The following is a 19,558-nucleotide window of genomic DNA, read 5'->3' as shown; positions in this document are numbered from 1 at the left end:
AATTTTGACATTATTCGGAAAAATTACGAATAATATAATATAAAAAAATTAAAAACAGAAGCATCCCCTTTCAAAAATGAAGAATAAGATTCTGTCGAATGTTTTTATGATAACTTTTTATATGATGCAGTCTATTGAAGCCTATTATAGAAATATTTATGACGGAATTTAAAAAAACGATGAATTTCTGTCAATTTCTATAAACTTCCGATTCAAATTGTTTTAACATTTTCAGAGGTATCAACTATGTCTTTGAAAGAAAGCATCATGTCCCGCCTTGAACAGTTCGTGGCGGCAGACACTACAGGTTATCGAAAAAAATTCTTAGGGCTTTTTGTAAAAGTCAAAGAATTCACAGTCAGTCAAATGCATGACTTATTATCTGAAGAATATCAGGTCACGCGCAACGAAGTTGCCTCAATGATCGGATATATTCAGTCAAAGGTCGGCATTTTAAAATCCCGCAAGGAATCATATAAAACACCAACAGTTTACACTGTAAAAGACGAATATGTCTATTTGATTAAAAATTGTTTAAAATCAGTCAATGCGATCTGAAATCAAGAACGCCACTTTTGATTCGGAGCGCTTTTCCGTCATTTATTTTAAGTTTCTTTTCTTTACGATGACGTGATGTGATCTCATTTTGATTTTACTAAAATTCTATTCCCTTAAATTCGATTTTGTTTATTTTTTGTTTTGTTTATTTTCTGTTTGTTTTATGTATTGTTTATTTTTGTATTGATTTTTATTGATATTTTAATATCAATCATTTATCTGATTATTTGTAATTTGATAAAAATGGTTAATTTGTATTTGTTTAACTATTTTAAATTAATTTATCAATTATTTGACAATTTATGATTAATTTCATTTTTAATTAAAAAGAAATAAAAACAAAGGAAGACAATAAGCTGTTATGTCTATTGTCAAAAATGCACCTAAAACAGCAACAACAATCGTGATTCGTTCAGAATCAAGCGCGAGGATCAGCAGTTCACGCGATCCGTATTACAGTTTGATGCGCCGCCTGTTTCAGGAAGATGCGACCGCGATTCGCGGCCAAAAATTTTTAAATTTGGTTGAATCCCGGCAAAAAGAAGGAAATCCGCTTCGAACGGAAGATTGGAAAATGATCATCGAATATTTAGGAGTCAGCCGCGCGTCTTTTTATTCCATGAGAAACAAATTGACCGGCGCCGGCTTAATTACTGTCAAAAATAAAAAATATCATTTGTCGGGACAATTTTCAAAAGATTTAATGGACATGGCCCGCTGGTGGTGGACGGCAATTTTGGAAAACAGCGAAGAGTCGATGGATTGATGATTCAAAATAATTTTTGAGTCTTCTCTTTTCATTTTTATTTCATTTTTATTTCATTTTTATTTTATTTTTATTTTATTTTTATTTTATTTTTATTTTATATTCATTCAAATTCTTTAAAGATTCTTTAAAAATAACAATCGGTCGGAAAACTATTTATAGGATTTTACATTAGTAGGGTTTGTTTAATTCTGAAAACAACGAAGCCCGGTAGTGTAGTGGTCAATCATACGGGACTCTGGATCCTGTAACCTCGGTTCGAATCCGTGCCGGGCTACTTCATTTTTTGTTTTTTACATTTATTTTATAATACTTTATAATATTTTATACTTTATTATACTTTAAAATCATAATTCAAAAATCCGTTAATTACATTTATCAATAAACGATACGTGGAGAATGTTTATGACAGATCAGCAGGCAGATTCCAAAGCAACAACAATCGTTATTGTCCGCTACGGTGAGCTGTCGCTTAAAAGCAAAGGCGTTCGCGATCGTTATGAACAAATTTTAAAAAATAACATTCAGCAAATGCTTGAATTTCACGGCGTTTCTTTTTCAAAAATCCAAAGAGATTTCGGCCGCATTTTTATTCACACAACAGATCCGAAAGCCGCCGAAAAAGCGGCGCTCGTTTTCGGTGTTGTCAGCGTTTCACCCGCTTATTCCTGCTTGTCCGAACCGGCAGAAATCACGGCTCTTTGCGCCGATATCGGAAACGAAATGATTCATGACGGCGAAAATTATGCCGTCCGCGCGCGCCGTACGGGAAATCATTCTTTTACGTCCAATGAAATTGCAAGACAATGCGGCGATGCGATTTGGAACAAGTTGCTCGAAGCCGGTAAAACGCCGGCTGTTGATTTAACAAATCCCGATAAAGAAGTTTTTGTCGAAGTCCGCCAGTCCGAATCATATGTTTATTCTGAGACAATTAAAGGTCCGGGCGGCTTCCCGACGGGAACACAGGGGAAAATGATTGTTTTGCTTTCCGGCGGAATCGATTCTCCCGTTGCCGCTTGGATGATGATGAGGCGCGGCGTTGAAATAATTCCCGTTTTTTTTGATAATGAAGAATATGCAGGTTCGATCGTTGCTGAAAAAGCAATCGATAACGCCAAAGTTCTTTTTTCATGGACACCCGGTCGAAAACAAAAAATTTATCGAATCAAAAACAGCGAATATATGACAAAAATGATGCAGACGACGGGTCATAAAAATATTTGTCTCATGTGCAAGCGTTTTATGTTCAGAATTGCCGGCGCCGTTATGGAAAAAGAAAATGCGAGCGGCATTATTACAGGCTCGTCTCTCGGACAAGTCGCTTCACAGACAGCTGAAAATATGCTTTCCGAAACATACGGTTTGAGTTTGCCGCTTTATCATCCGCTGCTTGCGTTTGATAAGCAGGAAATTGTAGATATCGCGCAGAAAATCGGGACTTTTGATATTTCGATTCGCTCCAACGGTGAAAAAGAGTGTTTGGCCGTTCCCGATAAACCGGAAGTGAAAGCCGTTTTGACGGCAGCCGTTTTGGAAGAAGAAAAATTCACATTTGATATTGATGAAATGGTTCAAAAAACGGTTGAAGAGGCTGAAATTATTGTAATGAAAATTTGACTGAATTTATTCATTCGCCGATTTTAATTGATTTTAATAAATTATTTAAAAATTAATCATTTTTGTGATTTTTTTGAGTTATTAATCTTTTTTGAGTTATTTTCATTTATTTCCATTGTTTAATGAAAAAGACTGCTATTTTTTAAATACAAGTAAAGCGATATTAGTGAATACAATTTATGATTCATTATGGATATATTATGGATTCATTTCATAATTTCATTTCATAATTTATTATCATTATTTGAACTTTGATACGGAGGAATCAAATGTCAGCGTGTGATTGTACGACTCAGGATGAATTAGTCGAAGCTGTGAAAGAATATATGCTTCAGGTCAAAGGCGTTGAAGAAGTCTTCGTTTTAACTGAAGTCGATAAAAAAATAATTGAGCAGCTTGAAGAAGAAGCCAAAGGAAATGTTTTGATGGGCATGGGTGAAGGCGATAACCAAGGAATTGCCGAAGTGTTCAAGCGCGATCATATTTTATGTGTTACGACAAACAAAGAATATGTTTGGCCGGAGCCGCCGAATGTCATTATGATGCAAGGCGGAGAAATTATCGGATTCGATTGTTCCGAAAATGATATTGCTCAATATGAAGAACATCCGGATTTCATGGTGATGGGCACATTTATTATGGACAAAACAAAAACGGTCGGTCAAACCGGAAAACCGATTGTCGTGCTGCCGCCAAAACCCTGTGATTTGGGAGCGCTTGAAGTCGAAGATGCCGTTTTGGGATCGCCGTCGACACCGAGTGATGAATATATCCGCGAAGCTTATAATTTTGAAAAATCAAATGAAAAAGGAACTTTTTTCCTTGGTTTTAATAAAGTGGAATGTGTGGAATAATTTGTGGAATAATTATATGAATTGAATAAACCAAAAAACTCGGTTTATTTAATTTTTTATTTTTTGAAAAATTATGATTATTCAAAATTGGTTAATTTGTATTGAAATTAACAAATACGATTAATTTTAAAAAAATTAATTCGAAATGAGTAATTTGATTTTGTTATCATTCTTTTAATTTTAAATCAAAAGCGAGGGAACCATTTTTCAATATTTGTTTTTAAAATTTGTGCGGCTCGCGCGCGACAGCGGCGGTGCAAGCGGAAAAACTGATGATAACGGCAGTTCAGCAGAAAGCCGACAATATTTGTGTTTACAAAATGTTTGAAAGATCATTTTAATAAAATATTTTTGAAAATTTGGGAAAAAGTTAAGTTAATAAAAAATAAAATTTTAAAATGAATTAAAAAGTCCAAACTTATGTTATTTATTTTAAATGTATTTACACTCAGTAAAATTTTTAAAAGAATCTTTATTAAAAAAGTAATAATGTTTAAAATTATTTGACTATATTTATATAATTAGAAATCAATCAAAACATATAGACTCATTAATTCAAATATTAGCTTCAAAACATAGGCAATTTTTGGGGACTTTCTAAATTTTTTCGAAGAAATTTTACCCGAAAAATTAAAAATATTTTTGAAAATTTCAACAAAACACATTTGTTCTAAAGACTATATGTATATATGAAATTGGTCATCAAAAATCTCTGAAAAAATGTATTTTTCCAAACTCGACCATTCCAAAGACTCTATGAACTTAGGACTTTCGAACGATTTAATGGGTATTTACTGCAAAAAAGTTATTTTGAAAACATTTTGAGATTTTCGATTCTTGTATTCATAATGTCTTTAGAATTTTTGCATTTTTGAGAAAATCGACTAAACAAGAAAAAATTAAAAAAATTAAATTTTTTTGAAAAAATGAATTTTTGTTCAAATTTGTATGATTTTGTTAACTCAATTATACAAACCAAAAAATTGAAACAACTGTTAAAAAATTTATTCATTTTAATCAAAAACAAATTATTTGAAAACAAAATTATATATTTATTCCGAGAATAATATTTGTATATTAAAAACGTTAAAAACAGGTGACAGAATGGTTTCTGAAATAAAGCAGGATTTTCCGGAAGATACGGATTTTTCAAAATTAATCAAAAAATACAGCGATGAGCTCGGCGTTTTACAAAGAGAAGCAAGAGAGCTTGAAATTCCTTTGATCATTGTTTTTGAAGGATGGTATGATGTTTTTATCGGCGAAATCATTAACCGTCAGCTTTTACCTCTTGACTCGCGCGGTTTTGATTTTTATTTTACGACCACGCCGACATCGGAAGAAAATAAGCAGCCGTTTATTTTCCGCTTCAGCCGCAAAACACCGCCGAAAGGAAAAATCGCCGTTTTTGACCGCAGCTGGTATATGCGCGGATTGATCGAACATTTATTAAATGATTCCGAAAAATTCGGATGCCAAAATTTGACGCATAAAACAAATTTGGAAACTGTTTTAACAGAGCCGGCAGACAAAAAAGTTGTCAACACGCCTGTATTTACGCGCCTCGTCAAAACAATCAATGATTTTGAAAAAACACTTTATGATAACGGCACCCGTTTCATTAAAATATATTTAGGCGCCCGAAAAGAAAAAAGAGTCGACAGTCAAAAGATTTGGAAGAAAATCATTCCGTACGATATCGATAAAAGATCTACTGAAAAGATTTACAAAAAAGACATTTACGTCATCAAAGAAGTTATAGAACAAACGAATACGAAAAATGCTCCCTGGCACTTGTATTTTGTCGACCCGGACATTGATAAAGCAACCGCCGGCACTATGAAAATCATAATCGATCAAATGAAACAAATCATTTATGAAACAAAAACAAAACAAGAGCAAATCGATTATGAATCAAAAACGGCAAATGATGAAAAAACAAATTTTGAAGAAGTCAATAATAAAAAAATAAATTTTGAAGAAGTCAATAATAAAAAAATAAATTTTGAAGAAGTCAATGATGAAAAAGCAAATTTTGAAGATATTAATGATGAAAAAACAAGTTTTGAAGAAATCAATGATGAAAAAACAAGCAATAAAGCCGCCGAAAACGGAAAATCTCAAAATTCAATTGCTGCAAAACCGCTGGACTTGGCGGATTTATCCAAATCATATACAAAAAAGGAATACAAAGAGAAGCTGAAAAAGTATCAGAAGAAGCTTTCTTTTGCCCACTATTCATTATTTTTGAACAAAAAGCCGATGGTTTTGGTTTTTGAAGGCTGGGACGCGGCCGGAAAAGGTGGCAGCATCAAGCGTATTGTTCAAGCGATGAATCCGCGTTATTACCGCGTGATTCCGATCGGAACGCCGACTGAAGTCGATCAGAAATATCATTATTTAAGGCGTTTTTTGGACGGCGTGCCGCCGTGCGGTAAAACTTCCATTTATGATCGAAGCTGGTACGGGCGCGTCATGGTTGAGCGGATCGAAGGATTATGCACTGAAGAAGAATGGTCGCGCGCTTATGAAGAGATTAATCATTTTGAAAAAGCGATGACAAACGATGACATGATCGTCATAAAATTCTGGCTGCATATCAGCAAAGAAAAACAATATGAACGATTTACCGCCCGCTCTTTAAATCCGCTGAAGCAATGGAAATTAACAGACGAAGACTGGCGCAACCGCGAAAAATGGGATCAATATTATGATGCCGTGAATGAAATGATTATCAAAACAGATAAAAAAGATGCGCCGTGGGTCATTATTGAAGCCAACGACAAATATTACGCCAGAATCAAAATACTTAAAACCATTGTCAAGAGAATTGAAAAAGAATTGGATAAAGAAATGAAAGAACTCGATATTCCGCACGGAGATTAAAAAAAAATTTATTAAAACCTTTTTTTTATTTTCAAAGAATAATCATAATTGACTATTTTCAACTAATTTCATTACATTTAATCGTTTTTGATTAAAATTGTTGTTTTAATTTTTTGTTTTAATTTTTTTATTTTTTATTTGTGATTGAACACAAAATTATTTTTCAAAAATTTGATTATTCTATGATTATTCCAGCCTGTCAAGCTTTCCCGTGTGCGGATCGATCAAAAATCCGAAAACTTCGACTTCGGCGGGAATCAGCGGGTGATTTTTGATTACATTGACGGTTTCCATAACCGATTTTTCCGAGTCTTCAAATCCGTCCAGCCATTTGTGAATATCAACACCGTCGGCTAAAACCGCTTCAATATTTTCTTTGGGAATATTATGCGCTCTCATTTTTCGAATCAGTTCGCAGCCGTCTAAATTTTTCATGCCGCAGCCGTAATGGCCGATAACCATGATTTCCCGAACACCGAGTTCGTAAATCGCAACCAGCATGCTTCTCATAACACTGCCGTACGGATGCGTGATCATGGCGCCGGCATTTGTAATGATTTTAATGTCGCCGTTTTTAAAATTGAGCGCGGCCGGCAGTAATTCTGTCAGGCGCGTGTCCATACAGGAAAGAACGGCAATGCGTTTACTTGGAAATCGAGTTGTGTTAAAGGTTTCATATTCTTTATTTTCAACAAAATTTTTGTTGAATTCCAGGATTTCATTGATAAGCGACATTTTCTAAACCTCTGTAACAATTCTGTTTTTGAATGCAGGGGACGGGATTCGAACCCGCGGATCTCTACAGAACAGGGTCCTAAGCCCTGCGCCTTTGACCAAGCTCGGCAACCCCTGCAATTTGAAGTTAAAAACGGAAAGAATGGATATAACAGGGCAACAGGATATAAAGCAATGACGGAAAGGAAAAATGAATAAAAAAATGAAAATGAAAAAATAAAATGAAAAAGTAAAATGAAAAAATTGAAAAGAAAAAAAGGAAATAAGGCCAGAATTTGATTTATTATTCACATTCTGCCGTATTGATCGGCAGCATCCACCATTGCCATTACTTTTATCGGATCGGCATCGACCGGAAACTCGCAGCCGGGCGCAAGAACAAATCCTGAAGGTGAATGAATGCCTTCTTCAATTGTTTTTCGGCAAATTTCCACCACTTCTTCATACGGCTGTGTCAAAAAGAGCGGCGGATTAATGTTTCCGCAGACAATATCGTGATCTCCGAAAACTTTTATTTGATCTTTGATTGGTGTTTCCGGCCCGAAAATCCAGAAATATTTTCCCGACCAATTCAATTCTTTTCTTAATTTTTCATAATAAGGAAGATTTAAGTTTTGGTCGGCGCAGGGATGCATCAAAACGGTATTGATGCCCAGGTCTTTGATGTGACTGTGAACTTTTTTCATATACGGATATACGAATTCTTCAAACATTGCCGGCGGGATCATATTATTGGATTCGGACGGTCCGCCGTCAAACGGCATCAGTGTTTCAGAACCATATTTGTCCGCAAAAAAATCTAAAGCGTTGATAAACATGTCACTGACTTTGTCCAAAAGAAGATGAATGGCTTTAGGGTCGATGATGAGCCAGGTGATGAATTCAGATGTGTTTGCAACAACCGAAGCCGCGGTAAAATTGCTACCCGTCTGAATGGTGACAGGCATACTGTGTTCTGCGCATCTGGTCGCGACTCTGTCAGCAATTTTGTAGGCGCCCGGCAGTTCTTTTTCAAAATCAGGAACTTCAAGTTTTTCAATGTCTTCGATTTCATTGACAGGATGTTTTACAACGTAAGGGGCGCCTTGTCCTTTTTTGTAAGGGAAGCCGATTTCGCCGCCGAATTCCCATGCGCCGCAGGAAGCGTAGCCGTACATCGGTGTCTGTTCATAGCCGTGAAGGCGCATGGAAGCCATTTGCGCTTCAAAACATTTGTCTGCATCGGCATAAAAGTCACCGAGAGAAATACCGGTAATTTTGGTGCTGTATCCCGAAATAAACGGAATAACAGGTATACGATCAGGTTTTTGCCCTGAAATTAAAGCTGCCATACGCTCGGCAGATGTCATTTTGTTTGTCATGTCATTTACCTCCGTTTAATCCGTTTTTCAATAATAATTATAATTGACATAATATATGAATTAATTGAATAAAATATTTGGATATTCTGTTTGCGAATTTAAAACATTTAATTTTAAACAAAAAAATCGAAATGAAAAGTAAGAAAAATAAATGAAAGAAATAGAAAAACCGGAAAATAGAAAAAATGAAATTTGAAAAATAACAAAATGAAAAATAACAAAATGAAAAATAACAAAATGAAAAATAACAAAATGAAAAAGTAAAAAACAAAAAATGAATGAAGAAACCTGTTTATTCAGGTTTTTTCGTTTCGGGTTTTTGTGTGATTTCTTCTTCCGTAAAATAACAGGCGGGATCGTCTCCCCAAACGTTTCCTGTCACGGCTTCTGCTCTGACGCGGAAGTTGCCGTTACAAACATCCAGCCACCGGCAGCGGGCGCATTTGGGCGCGTTTGCGCGAAGCAGATCTTTGCGGTCTTTGAGGCCGGCCATAAGCGGATCGCTTGTGTCGGTCCAGATTTCAGAAAACTTTCTTTCGCGAACATTTCCGAATGTATAATGGCGCCAAAATTGATCGGGATGAACATCGCCGTTCCAGGAAACACAGCCGATTCCGATACCGGTTGAATTGCCTTGGTTCATTTCCAAAAGTTCATAAACATCGGCGGCGCGTTCGGGATTTTCTTTGAGAAGGCGCATATAAATGTAAGGGGCGTCGCAGTGATTGTCAACAGTTAAAACTTCCGCTTTGAATCCTCTGGCGTGCATTTCCGCGGTTTTGTCCATGATGAGGTCAACGACTTTTCGCGTCTCTTCATGCGTTAAATCTTCTTCAACCATTTTGCTGCCGCGGCCGGCGTAAACTAAGTGATAGAAACAAATACGCGGAATTTTTTCGCGTTCTAAGAATTCGAAAATTGCGGGAATTTCGCGGACATTGTGTTTATTAATCGTAAAGCGAAGACCGACTTTGATGCCTTCTTCCTGACAATTTTTAAGGCCGCGGATTGCTTCGTTGAAAGCGCCGTCATGGCATCTGAATCGGTCATTCACGTCCGGCATGCCGTCTAATGAAATGCCGACATATGAAAGGCCGACGTCTTTTAACTGGCGCGCTTTTTCTTTTGTGATGAGCGTTCCGTTTGTTGAAATCACGGCGCGCATGCCTTTGTCTTTTGCGTATTGAGCCAATTCCACCAAATCTTCGCGAAGCAGCGGCTCGCCGCCTGAAAACAGCATGACAGGCGACCCGAATTCAGCCAAATCATCAATTAAAGCCTTACCCTCTTCCGTTGTGAGTTCCGTTTTGTCGACTTCTTCCGGGTTGACCGCCTGCGCATAGCAGTGAACGCAGCCCAGATTGCATCTTTTTGTCATGTTCCACACGACAACAGGTTTTTTGTCCTTTGAAAACTGAAGCAGATGTGACGGTAACTTTTTTGAATCGCGGTTATATCGAAGAGCATCAGAAGGCTCGACGGTACCGCAATATAATTTAGAAATACCAATCATGACCCATACTTATACAATAATCATTAAATACCTTTCTCAAAAAAAGATTGTTTGCGCCGACGGCAATTCGGCAGCACAAAACTTCTTCGCTCGATTCACAATTTTTCGATTCGACAAGTACAGAAACAAAAACATACCCAAAACGACTTACTGTTGCTGTTTTTGAGTTGTTATTTCCATCATGAATGTTTATTACGTTTTGTTTCATTAAGTCTTTGATTTTCATATAAAGTTTGATAATTATATTCATTTCAGCATATTTTTTTGTTTTTGAAAGAATGATTTTAAATTTTTAATTGATTTTGATATAACTCATTTCAAATTTTTGATTATTTTTTGAAAAAACAGTCTCCCGGTTTTACTTTTTGTAAAAACCATCTGCCGTTTTTATTTTTTTGAAAAATTTATGCAGCTCGCGCGCGGCGGCGCAAAAAATCGCGTAAGCGATTTTTCAATAAACGCCGCCCTCCAAGCGGAAACAAACACCACCCTCCAACTGCAAACAAACACCTCCCTCCAACTGCAAACAGAAACTCTGGACAGATTAACCGAATTTAATTAAAAATGATTGAATAAACCTTAAACAATTAAAAATAATAAAATGATCAAAATTGATTAAAATCGAAAAAATTAGATTAATGAAATTAATTGTAAAAATTTAAACTGAATTAGGTAAATGTTAAAAAATTAAATCAAATTGAATCAATTGCAAAAAATTAATTCGAAAGGAGTTAAAACTCAAAAAATAAATCAAAATAAACTAAAAGCAATTAAAACAAAAAATAAAGAAAAAAAGTTTGATTTTAAATTTTTCAATTTAAAACCAATATAATACAAAAAACAAATTCAGTAGACAGCTAATTCGTTCATGACATCCGTTTTTGACAAAATGCCTTTCGGAATGCCGTCAACCGTCACAACAAGCTGACCGATGTTGTATTTATGGAACAGGCGGACAACATCGTAAAGCTGCATTTCGCCGTCGACTGTAATGAGTTCTTTGGTCATCACATCTTTGGCTTTGATATCTAATTTGTTTGTTGCAACCGCTTTTGTCACATCGGTTGTCGTGATGACGCCGACGATTTTGCCGTTGTCTTCAACAGCGGCGCCGTGAAGGTTTTTGGCAATGAAATGTCTTGAAACTTCTTGTAAATCCTGATCACTTTTGACGGCAAGCGTTAAAGGTTTCATATAGAATTTCACATGTTTCTTCGGCAGTGAAACCATTTCAGTGATGTTGATCAAAATCAGGTTGTTGCTGTCGTCGCGGCCGTAAACTTCACCGCGGACGGTGAGACGGTTAACAGGCGTCGGGCCGACCTGAATTTGGTCGCCGGCATTGAAGTCTTTAATGTTTCCGATGATTTTGACAATACCTTTGCATTTTTCGGGATTGCGAACAGTTGTGAACGAAATTTCAGCCGTCGTTGTGTTATTGACAGCCGTTCCGTTGCGGTAAACCGGAACAACCATTTCTTCATCCATCACTTCAATGTCAAGTGCCTGATATGCTTCGCCTGTCGGGCGGTAGCCGCCTTTGGGTCCCGGAACGCCTTCTACAAGGCCGAGCGCTTTTAAAAGCTGCATTTGGTTTCGAATCGTGCCTGGATTTCTGTGAATTAAATCCGCAATTTCTTCACCTTTGACGGCAGCTTCTTTTTGACGCTGTAAGTTGACTAAAGCCGTTAAAATGTCCTTTTGTATCGCTGTTAAATCCATGATTACCACTTAATGCTGATCCGTGACAAAAAGCTGAACAAGCTGAACAGTCTGACCGGATTGCTTGATTGAAATAATTTATTAAGAAATAATTAATAATCATCAAATATGTAAATTACATTTAGTACATTTATCTATATAAATCCATTTTCGACAGTTTACAAATATTCAGAGCCATTTTACATATATTTCAGATGATATTTTTATTCAATAGAATATATTTATAAATGTTATGTTAACAATCCAATTTTTGAATTTCAATATAATTATTAATTAGAATATATATAATTAATGTATTTTTGAAAAAAAATCTTTTCAAATGAAATGATTGCAATATCCGTCAATAATAAAAATCAATAACAAAATGCCTATTCTTTTCAATTATTTTTCAAAAATGAAAATTTCTTTTCAATTATTTTTTAAAATTTATGCAGTTCGCGCGCGGCGCAACCTGACGGAAGTCTGCCGAAACAGAAACAGTCAAAAAATGAAAATACTGAAAAAATATAAAGTGCATAAAAGAGCATAAAAAGTATAAGAAAGCTTATCTACTTCATTTATCTATGTAGCGTTTCTAAAAAGATTAACTGATTTCAGGTTTTATTATGATTTTTGAAAAAATTAAAACTATTCCGACGTCGGAGGAGCTTTTGGACAAAGCTTTCAGCCGTTCCGTCAGAACAATGGCCGGCAAAACAATTGACGGTCCCACCACCCGCTGCGAGGCGAATGAAGCGATGCTTTTGACCGCCGCCAACATTTTATCGGATAATTTAAAAAGCATCAACAAAATGTTTCCGAGTTTTGATCAGATTTCTCCTTTTTATTATGATTTAACCGACATTTTAATCGGCGTCGATGATTTGAAAAAGGCGCTCAACAACGTGAAATGGGCTTCCGAAAAAATTCATACGATGTCGCGCGAATACATCGGAAAAATCCGCGGCAACAAAACGCCGGATGTTCCGAGAAAAGAAGCGTTCGGGCGCATGAGTTCGATTGTCGGATCCGTCAGCAAAGATTTGTTGCTTCTCGGCGAAGCTCGAAACATTTTGAGAAAACTTCCGGATGTCAGAGAAGAGCCGACCATTATCGTTGCCGGTTACCCGAATGTCGGAAAATCCAGTTTTGTCACAGCCGTGACAAACGCAACGCCCGAAGTTGCCTCTTATCCTTTCACGACAAAAGGCATTTTGATCGGTCACATGGAAAAAAACAACATTCGCTACCAAATCATTGACACGCCCGGCCTTTTGGACCGCCCGATGTCCGAAAGAAATGAAATCGAGCTTCAGGCAATTACCGCTTTGCGCCGCTTGGATGCCATTGTTCTCATTTTAATTGACCCGAGCGAAAGCTGCGGTTATGACCTCACGGCTCAGCTGAAGCTGGCGCATGAAATTCAGGATCAGTTTGCGATTCCGTCAATTATTGCCGCCAACAAATCCGATCGCGATGAATTTAAAAAGCCGGATGAGATCGAATATGTGATTTCAACAATGACGGGCGAAGGAATTGATGTATTGACAGAAAAATTGATTGAAATGCTTCCCAAAGTCGAGCCGAAATTCGAAGAAATGCCGCCGCTTCGAGATGATTTTTAAAGATTGAAATATCAATCATTTTCTTTTTGATATTTTTATTTCTTTTTCTGTTTTCTTTTTAACTTGATTTTTTTCAACTTGGTTTTTCTTTTTCATTTCTTGCAATTTTACTTATCATTTTTCGTCTCTGATTCTTAATTTTATAAAGCTTTAATTTTCAAAAATCAACTTCGGAAACTATCGGTCTATAAAAACATTACTTTTTTAAAAATTTAAAAGAGTATATATACAAAGAATTTATTGATTTCGAATTGACTTCCCGACAATAAAATTTCAAAAAGAAGAGGCAAAATTATGAAAATTTTAGTAAAAGAACACATATCCACGGGTTTTACAGGTTCAGATGCCGATATTTTAAATTCTCTTGTCCGTAATGCGATTAATAATGCCGATAAAAATAATGAGCCGATTATCATCGATTTTGAAGGAATTGAAATGTATGCGACTTTCTTTTTTAATGTCGCATTAGCTCCTTTTTTGGAATTTATGAGCAAAAAAGAATATGACAGCAAAATCAAAGTCATAAATTTAACAAGTGTCGGTGAAGCTGCATACAGTTTGTCTTATGAGGGAGCCGTTGAATATTACAGTTTAACGCCTGAAATGAGAAAAGCTCGTGAAGAAATACACGCTGAAATTCTTGAGGAATTCTTTTAAGTTTAAAAATAATTAGACAAAAATAGTTAATTATTTTTGAATTAATTAAAATAAGACAAAAATTGAAATAATTATAATATTTTTCAAGATTTGTCATCTAAAAAATATCAAAAATTTATTTGAAAAAAAGCGGCAATTTTTCAAGATAAATCAAATCTTCGCGCTCACCGGCATCACCTTCCGCCAAAATCGCGGCTTTACCGACGACAATGCCGCCTGCTTCTTTACATAATTCTTCCATGGCCGCCATGGATTCTCCTGTGCTGACGACATCGTCAATGAGCAAAACACGCTTGCCGTTTAAGTATTCCATATCTCCGGCATCCAAATAAAGTGTCTGCATTTTTTCTGTTGTGATAGATTTCACGTCAACGGCGACGGGATCGCGCATGTAAAGTTTTTTGCTTTTGCGCGCCAAAATGTATTTCTTTCCTGATTGTCGAGACATTTCATAAGCCAGCGGAATACCTTTAGATTCTGCTGTTAACAATACGTCACAGTCGGGAACTTTTTGAAGAAGTTCGGTCACGCAGGCGATTGTCAGTTCAACGTCGGAAAAAATGACGAAGCCTGCGATATCTAAATGTTCGTTGACGGGGCAAATCGGGAGATTGCGGGTGAGACCGGCAATTTTGAGTTCATAAGTCGGGTAGGGTTGAATCATATTAATCTATTGATATACTATTTATATTAATAAAATGTTTGTTAAACGATGAGAGAAGAAGTGTGTTTAGAAATTGAAGAAAACGAAATAAAAATAAATGATGACATGAAAGATCATTTGAAATTGGTTTTTTCTGGCTCAAGAATTAATTTATTATTAGGAGCAGGATTCTCAGCACATTTTTTAGGTCTATTAGATAATAATGAAAATGCCTTTGAATGTATTAAGGCTTTAAATTACACTGATGCTAACAATAATGCTAAAAAACAAATTTTTAATTCATATCTATATTGGATTTTTTTTAGAAATTGTATACATCCAATTTCTAAGGATATTACAAGTAATGCAAATTTTGATTCGCTTCGTAATTTTGGAAAGATTTTTTATAAAATACTTCGAGAAAGAAGTAATCCCGTAATAGAAAGACAATTAAATATATTTACAACAAACTATGACCCGATCTTGGAAATAATATTTGATAGCAATAGAGATTTTATTTATAATGATGGGTTTGAAGGACGAATTTATCCATATTTTTCAACAGACCATTTTAGTAAATCGTATTATCGACAAGCAATATACTCTAACAAAAAAACAGAAGTTCCGTCTGTAAATATTTTAAAAATTCATGGTTCTTTGACATGGTGTAAAAATTCTGATGATAACATCATTTATTCAAATTACAAAGATAAAATTGAAAATTTCTATAACGAACATTCATCTCTTTTTTCAATCGACACAATACAAGAAAATATAGAAGAAATGCTTAAAAATGGTGATAGATTATGCACTGAATTGGGGAACTACATAGAATCTGATTCAATGGACACAATGATTAGTGATTTAAACAAATATGAAGCTATGATGGAGGACTATAAAGAAACTTTTTTAATTGTTAATCCAACAAAAGAAAAGTTTTCAAGTACACTATTGGATAAAAATTATCATGAATTATTAAGAATATATTCAAATGAATTAGAAAAAGAAAATTCGATATTATTAGTAAATGGTTTCTCATTTAGAGATGAACATATATTAGAAATTACACGTAGATCTCTGATAAATCCTTCATTAAAAGTAATAATATTTTGTTATAACAGGTCATCATTGGATTCTATAAAATCATTATTTGAAAATTCAAAAAATGAAAATATTTCATATGTTTATTTAAAAGAACCTCAAAATTTAGATTTAAATCGTTTGAATGAGATATTGAACTGCATATTTAATAAGTGATTTTTATGTTAATTGAGTTTTATAAAATCGGAGAAGTAATTAGTGTACACGGTAAAAAAATAAAAATTCATGTATTTGAAAATAAAAATAGTACAATTTTAATTCATAAAGGAAAAATCGTAAAAAATGTTTCGGTAGGAAGTTATGTAAAAATTCCAAAGGGTTTTTCAAATGTAATATGTAGAATTGAAGGTGAATATATTGAAAAATATGAAAATCTATCAGATTTTACAAAAGAAAATGAATCAATTAAACGAATTATTGAAGTAAGCATTTTGGGTGTTTTGGAAAATAACAAATTCAAACGCGGATTAATTGAAATTCCATTGATTTTTTCAGATGTTTATATTATTGAAAACGAAGAGATCAAAGAAATTTTTAAGATGAGCGAAAAACCAGAAAAATCAATTTGTATTGGAACATTACACGATTATAAAAGCCAGAAATTTTGTGTTGATATTTCTTTGTTTGCCAGCCATATTGGAATATTTGGAAATACCGGAAGTGGAAAATCAAACACATTAGCAAAAATATATACAGAATGTTTTGAAAAATACAAAACTAATGCCAATTTTAAAAAAAGTTCTTTTATAATTATAGACTTTAATGGAGAATACAAATCATCTTTTGTCGAAGAAAAAAAAGTATTAAATTTATCTACTCGAAAAAATAATGCTGATAAAATTAGTATAGAAGATTCATTTTTAGAAGATATTGATGTTTGGTCAATAATTTGTGAAGCAACAGAAAAGACACAGAGACCATTTTTAAATAGAGCTATTCGATTGTATAAATTTCAGAAAAAGGAAGATATGCACTCGGATGAATATATTAGCACACTTAAAAAAACATTTACAAAGTTAATAAATGGTTATTTTGAAAAACCAAATTTAATCACACCGCATAACAGACTAATTAAAAAAATAGTAGAGTTAATGTTTAAATCAACCGAAGAATTTCAAGAAATGTTAGATACTTTATATATTCATGCCGCAAATGGAAAAATGACGATTGTAATAGAAAATGGAAACAATAAACAATATTGCGATAAATTTGAAGATTTTGAAAATAAAATTACTAATCCATTAATAGAGAAATTATTTACAGATGGAAATATAATAAAATGTGATAATTATTCACTTTTTGAATATTCAATGCTATATAATTACATTAATGAATTACAAAGACAATCAATAAACGAAGAACATATTGCACCTTTTATCAGAAGATTTGAAAATAGGTTAATATCAATAAAAAATATTTTTAAAATAGCTGATATTGAAGAATCAAATATTGAAATATATAATCTTGAAGATGTAAATATTGAATTTAAAAAAATAATACCATTAATAATTTGCAAACATAAATATGAAAAACATAAATTAAAAGAAAAAAAAGGAAGTTTACATTTAATAATTGATGAGGCTCATACCATTTTATCTGAGACTTCTGAAAGAGAAAGTGCTACATGGAAAGATTATAGACTCGAAACATTTGAAGAAATAATAAAAGAAGGAAGAAAATTTGGGGTATTTCTAACAATTGCAAGTCAAAGGCCTTCAGACATATCAGAAACGATAATATCTCAATTACATCATTATTTCATCCATCGACTTGTAAATAATGAAGATTTAAGAGCAATAAATAAAGCTGTATCATTTATTGATAACACATCATATGAGATGATACCAATATTACCTCAAGGAGTATGTATATTTACAGGCGTTTCAGCCAATTTCCCTGTATTGACCCAAATTGACATATTAAATTCACAATTGCAACCACAAAGTAATACAATTGATCTATCTGAGTTATGGAAATAAAAATAAACAGAACAGAAAGTATCAGTTTTTACTTTCGTTCTCGTTTCTTTCACAGCATTTTCTTTAGTTTAAGCAACAGTAAGATATCATCCGTTACAAGATTTTAACTTTAAAATCACATTATATAATAAAAATTGACACTGATTGCTTTGTCAACTTTTTCAGCTTTCTTCCTTGCTTCTTTCACACTTTTTCCTTTCGCCAAAGCAACACCCAATCTCCGTTCCCCTTTAATTTTTGGCTTTCCGAACAATCGGATCTGCGTGTCTTTTTCTTCCAAAGCTTTATCCAAATCCGAATACGAAATTTTATTCGATGTTCCCGTTCTGAAAATGGCTTTGGATGCGGACGGTCCGTTGAGTTTCACAACTTTAAAAGATTGGTTTCCTTTACTTCTTTTATTTTCTTTTTTCTTTCCTTTGCCTTTCGTTACTTTTTCGGCCGGAATCGGCAGGTTCAAAAAAGCGCGCGTGTGAAGCGCGAATTCCGATAAATCCTGGGAAATCATTGTCACCATTCCCGTATCGTGTGGGCGCGGAGAAACTTCGTTGAAATAAACGGTTTTGCCTTTCACGAAAAGTTCGACGCCGAAAATACCGTAACCGCCGAGTGCCTTTGTGATTTGGCCGGCAATTTTTCGAGCGCGTTTGAGCGCAACCGGATCCATTTTCTGCGGCTGCCAGGATTCGCGGTAGTCACCATTAATTTGAATGTGACCGATCGGCTCGCAGAAAATCGTTCCGGAAACGCTTTGAACAGTCAAAAGAGTGATTTCATAGTCAAATTCAATGAATTCTTCAACGATCACTTTCATCGGTTTGTTGCCGGTTCCGCTTGTGCTGCCTGCGCCGTCTGTGCTACTGCCGCGTGCTTCTCTTTGTGATTTGGCAAACGCGTCTTTGATTTGATTGGCGCCGCGAATGACGCTTTGACCTTTGCCGGAAGAACTCATGATCGGTTTGATCAAACACGGAAAACCGAGTTTTTCGGCGGCGGCTTTGACTTCTTCTTCGGTTTGGGCAAAATAATATTTTGATGTTTTCAGTTTCAGCTTTTCGGCGGCCAAACGGCGGATGCCTTCGCGATTCATTGTTAATTGAACCGCTTTAGCCGACGGCACGACTTGAATTTTTTTGGTTTGTCCGGGAATCCCGAATTTTTCGATTTCTGCAAGCGTGTCGGTTGCGATGGCTTCAATTTCGGGAACAATAAAATCCGGCATTTCTTTTTCGATAATTTCTCGAAGCGCTGCGCCGTCCGTCATTTGAAGAACATAAGAGCGGTGCGCGACCTGCATGGCAGGCGCATTTGCGTAGCGGTCAAGCGCGACAACTTCAACGCCGAGGCGCTGGAGTTCGATGGCAACTTCTTTGCCGAGTTCGCCCGCGCCGCAGAGCAGAACTTTGGTTGCCGTATCAGAGAGAGGAGTGCCGATTGTTACCAAAAAATCACCATGTTTTTGAAATCTATTTTGAAATTTATTTTGAAATCTAAATTCTGTAAATGATATGGGCTAAATAATTCTGTAAATGATATAAGTTGAATAAATAATAAAAATT

At 34.9% G+C, this 19,558-nt stretch carries 16 protein-coding genes and 2 tRNA genes; 10 read left to right on the top strand and 8 right to left on the bottom strand.

The features are described from left to right. The first annotated feature begins 246 nt into the window (after positions 1 to 246). The 6 genes from MmiHf6_RS02095 (at position 247) to MmiHf6_RS02070 (ending at position 6,684) form a co-directional block, all read left to right on the top strand. Positions 247 to 558 carry a DUF2551 domain-containing protein gene (locus MmiHf6_RS02095; protein WP_316558060.1) on the top strand — a complete coding sequence of 104 codons (312 nt, stop codon included), beginning with the start codon at positions 247 to 249 and terminating at the stop codon, positions 556 to 558. A 361-nt stretch (positions 559 to 919) separates the two neighbouring features. After that, positions 920 to 1,324: a helix-turn-helix domain-containing protein gene (locus MmiHf6_RS02090; RefSeq protein WP_316558059.1), complete on the top strand. Its 405-nt coding sequence runs from the start codon at positions 920 to 922 to the stop codon at positions 1,322 to 1,324. Positions 1,325 to 1,528: 204 nt separating this feature from the next. Beyond that, positions 1,529 to 1,601, top strand: a tRNA-Gln gene (locus MmiHf6_RS02085). Between the two features lie 128 nt (positions 1,602 to 1,729). After that, positions 1,730 to 2,944 (top strand): tRNA uracil 4-sulfurtransferase ThiI, encoded by a 1,215-nt coding sequence (thiI, locus tag MmiHf6_RS02080; RefSeq protein ID WP_316558058.1) that lies wholly within the window; start codon positions 1,730 to 1,732, stop codon positions 2,942 to 2,944. Between the two features lie 269 nt (positions 2,945 to 3,213). Continuing rightward, positions 3,214 to 3,798 (top strand): hypothetical protein, encoded by a 585-nt coding sequence (locus tag MmiHf6_RS02075; RefSeq protein ID WP_316558057.1) that lies wholly within the window; start codon positions 3,214 to 3,216, stop codon positions 3,796 to 3,798. A gap of 1,104 nt (positions 3,799 to 4,902) precedes the next feature. Continuing rightward, positions 4,903 to 6,684, top strand: a complete 1,782-nt coding sequence (locus MmiHf6_RS02070; protein ID WP_316558056.1) for a hypothetical protein — start codon at positions 4,903 to 4,905, stop codon at positions 6,682 to 6,684. 186 nt (positions 6,685 to 6,870) lie between these two features. On the opposite strand, the gene MmiHf6_RS02065 is transcribed toward MmiHf6_RS02070, so the two are convergent. The 6 genes from MmiHf6_RS02065 to MmiHf6_RS02040 form a co-directional block, all read right to left on the bottom strand. Then, entirely contained in the window at positions 6,871 to 7,419 is a 549-nt protein-coding gene (locus MmiHf6_RS02065; protein ID WP_316558055.1) for a beta-class carbonic anhydrase, read from the bottom strand. Positions 7,420 to 7,452: 33 nt separating this feature from the next. Next, a tRNA-Leu gene (locus tag MmiHf6_RS02060) sits at positions 7,453 to 7,537 on the bottom strand. A gap of 169 nt (positions 7,538 to 7,706) precedes the next feature. Continuing rightward, on the bottom strand, positions 7,707 to 8,780 hold the full coding sequence (locus MmiHf6_RS02055) for a uroporphyrinogen decarboxylase family protein (protein WP_316558054.1): 1,074 nt from the start codon (positions 8,778 to 8,780) through the stop codon (positions 7,707 to 7,709). A 292-nt stretch (positions 8,781 to 9,072) separates the two neighbouring features. Then, positions 9,073 to 10,293, bottom strand: coding sequence for a 12,18-didecarboxysiroheme deacetylase (gene ahbC, locus MmiHf6_RS02050; RefSeq protein ID WP_316558053.1), 1,221 nt, complete (start codon positions 10,291 to 10,293; stop codon positions 9,073 to 9,075). A gap of 387 nt (positions 10,294 to 10,680) precedes the next feature. Next, positions 10,681 to 10,803, bottom strand: coding sequence for a hypothetical protein (locus MmiHf6_RS02045; protein ID WP_316558052.1), 123 nt, complete (start codon positions 10,801 to 10,803; stop codon positions 10,681 to 10,683). Between the two features lie 336 nt (positions 10,804 to 11,139). Continuing rightward, positions 11,140 to 12,015: a CBS domain-containing protein gene (locus MmiHf6_RS02040; protein WP_316558051.1), complete on the bottom strand. Its 876-nt coding sequence runs from the start codon at positions 12,013 to 12,015 to the stop codon at positions 11,140 to 11,142. Between the two features lie 605 nt (positions 12,016 to 12,620). Here MmiHf6_RS02040 and MmiHf6_RS02035 point away from each other — a divergent pair. Next, on the top strand, positions 12,621 to 13,619 hold the full coding sequence (locus MmiHf6_RS02035; RefSeq protein WP_316558050.1) for an NOG1 family protein: 999 nt from the start codon (positions 12,621 to 12,623) through the stop codon (positions 13,617 to 13,619). Positions 13,620 to 13,913: 294 nt separating this feature from the next. Next, complete coding sequence (locus tag MmiHf6_RS02030; RefSeq protein WP_316558049.1) at positions 13,914 to 14,276, top strand: STAS-like domain-containing protein; 363 nt, start codon at positions 13,914 to 13,916, stop codon at positions 14,274 to 14,276. 115 nt (positions 14,277 to 14,391) lie between these two features. Here MmiHf6_RS02030 and MmiHf6_RS02025 read toward each other — a convergent pair whose 3' ends face one another. Then, positions 14,392 to 14,940, bottom strand: coding sequence for a phosphoribosyltransferase family protein (locus MmiHf6_RS02025; protein WP_316558048.1), 549 nt, complete (start codon positions 14,938 to 14,940; stop codon positions 14,392 to 14,394). A 48-nt stretch (positions 14,941 to 14,988) separates the two neighbouring features. Here MmiHf6_RS02025 and MmiHf6_RS02020 point away from each other — a divergent pair, with 48 nt between their 5' ends. Both MmiHf6_RS02020 and MmiHf6_RS02015 read left to right on the top strand, forming a co-directional pair. Continuing rightward, the gene (locus tag MmiHf6_RS02020) at positions 14,989 to 16,176 is read left to right on the top strand and encodes an SIR2 family protein (protein ID WP_316558047.1); all 1,188 of its coding nucleotides are present in this window, start codon (positions 14,989 to 14,991) and stop codon (positions 16,174 to 16,176) included. A gap of 5 nt (positions 16,177 to 16,181) precedes the next feature. Then, positions 16,182 to 17,999, top strand: a complete 1,818-nt coding sequence (locus tag MmiHf6_RS02015; RefSeq protein ID WP_316558046.1) for an ATP-binding protein — start codon at positions 16,182 to 16,184, stop codon at positions 17,997 to 17,999. A 115-nt stretch (positions 18,000 to 18,114) separates the two neighbouring features. On the opposite strand, the gene purT is transcribed toward MmiHf6_RS02015, so the two are convergent. Further along, entirely contained in the window at positions 18,115 to 19,443 is a 1,329-nt protein-coding gene (gene purT / locus MmiHf6_RS02010) for a formate-dependent phosphoribosylglycinamide formyltransferase (RefSeq protein ID WP_316558045.1), read from the bottom strand. Positions 19,444 to 19,558: the final 115 nt, after the last annotated feature.

It is taken from the genome of Methanimicrococcus hongohii (assembly GCF_032594095.1).
Classification (GTDB): domain Archaea; phylum Halobacteriota; class Methanosarcinia; order Methanosarcinales; family Methanosarcinaceae; genus Methanimicrococcus; species Methanimicrococcus hongohii.
This window is presented reverse-complemented; position numbering and strand designations above follow the sequence as displayed.

Coding starts and splice junctions, on each gene's coding strand:
- ahbC (WP_316558053.1), bottom strand. CDS start 10,293: ATGATTGGTATTTCTAAATTATATTGCGGTACCGTCGAGCCTTCTGAT.
- MmiHf6_RS02065 (WP_316558055.1), bottom strand. CDS start 7,419: ATGTCGCTTATCAATGAAATCCTGGAATTCAACAAAAATTTTGTTGAA.
- MmiHf6_RS02035 (WP_316558050.1), top strand. CDS start 12,621: ATGATTTTTGAAAAAATTAAAACTATTCCGACGTCGGAGGAGCTTTTG.
- thiI (WP_316558058.1), top strand. CDS start 1,730: ATGACAGATCAGCAGGCAGATTCCAAAGCAACAACAATCGTTATTGTC.
- MmiHf6_RS02020 (WP_316558047.1), top strand. CDS start 14,989: ATGAGAGAAGAAGTGTGTTTAGAAATTGAAGAAAACGAAATAAAAATA.
- MmiHf6_RS02095 (WP_316558060.1), top strand. CDS start 247: ATGTCTTTGAAAGAAAGCATCATGTCCCGCCTTGAACAGTTCGTGGCG.
- MmiHf6_RS02075 (WP_316558057.1), top strand. CDS start 3,214: ATGTCAGCGTGTGATTGTACGACTCAGGATGAATTAGTCGAAGCTGTG.
- MmiHf6_RS02070 (WP_316558056.1), top strand. CDS start 4,903: ATGGTTTCTGAAATAAAGCAGGATTTTCCGGAAGATACGGATTTTTCA.
- MmiHf6_RS02015 (WP_316558046.1), top strand. CDS start 16,182: ATGTTAATTGAGTTTTATAAAATCGGAGAAGTAATTAGTGTACACGGT.
- MmiHf6_RS02025 (WP_316558048.1), bottom strand. CDS start 14,940: ATGATTCAACCCTACCCGACTTATGAACTCAAAATTGCCGGTCTCACC.
- MmiHf6_RS02090 (WP_316558059.1), top strand. CDS start 920: ATGTCTATTGTCAAAAATGCACCTAAAACAGCAACAACAATCGTGATT.
- MmiHf6_RS02030 (WP_316558049.1), top strand. CDS start 13,914: ATGAAAATTTTAGTAAAAGAACACATATCCACGGGTTTTACAGGTTCA.
- MmiHf6_RS02040 (WP_316558051.1), bottom strand. CDS start 12,015: ATGGATTTAACAGCGATACAAAAGGACATTTTAACGGCTTTAGTCAAC.
- MmiHf6_RS02055 (WP_316558054.1), bottom strand. CDS start 8,780: ATGACAAACAAAATGACATCTGCCGAGCGTATGGCAGCTTTAATTTCA.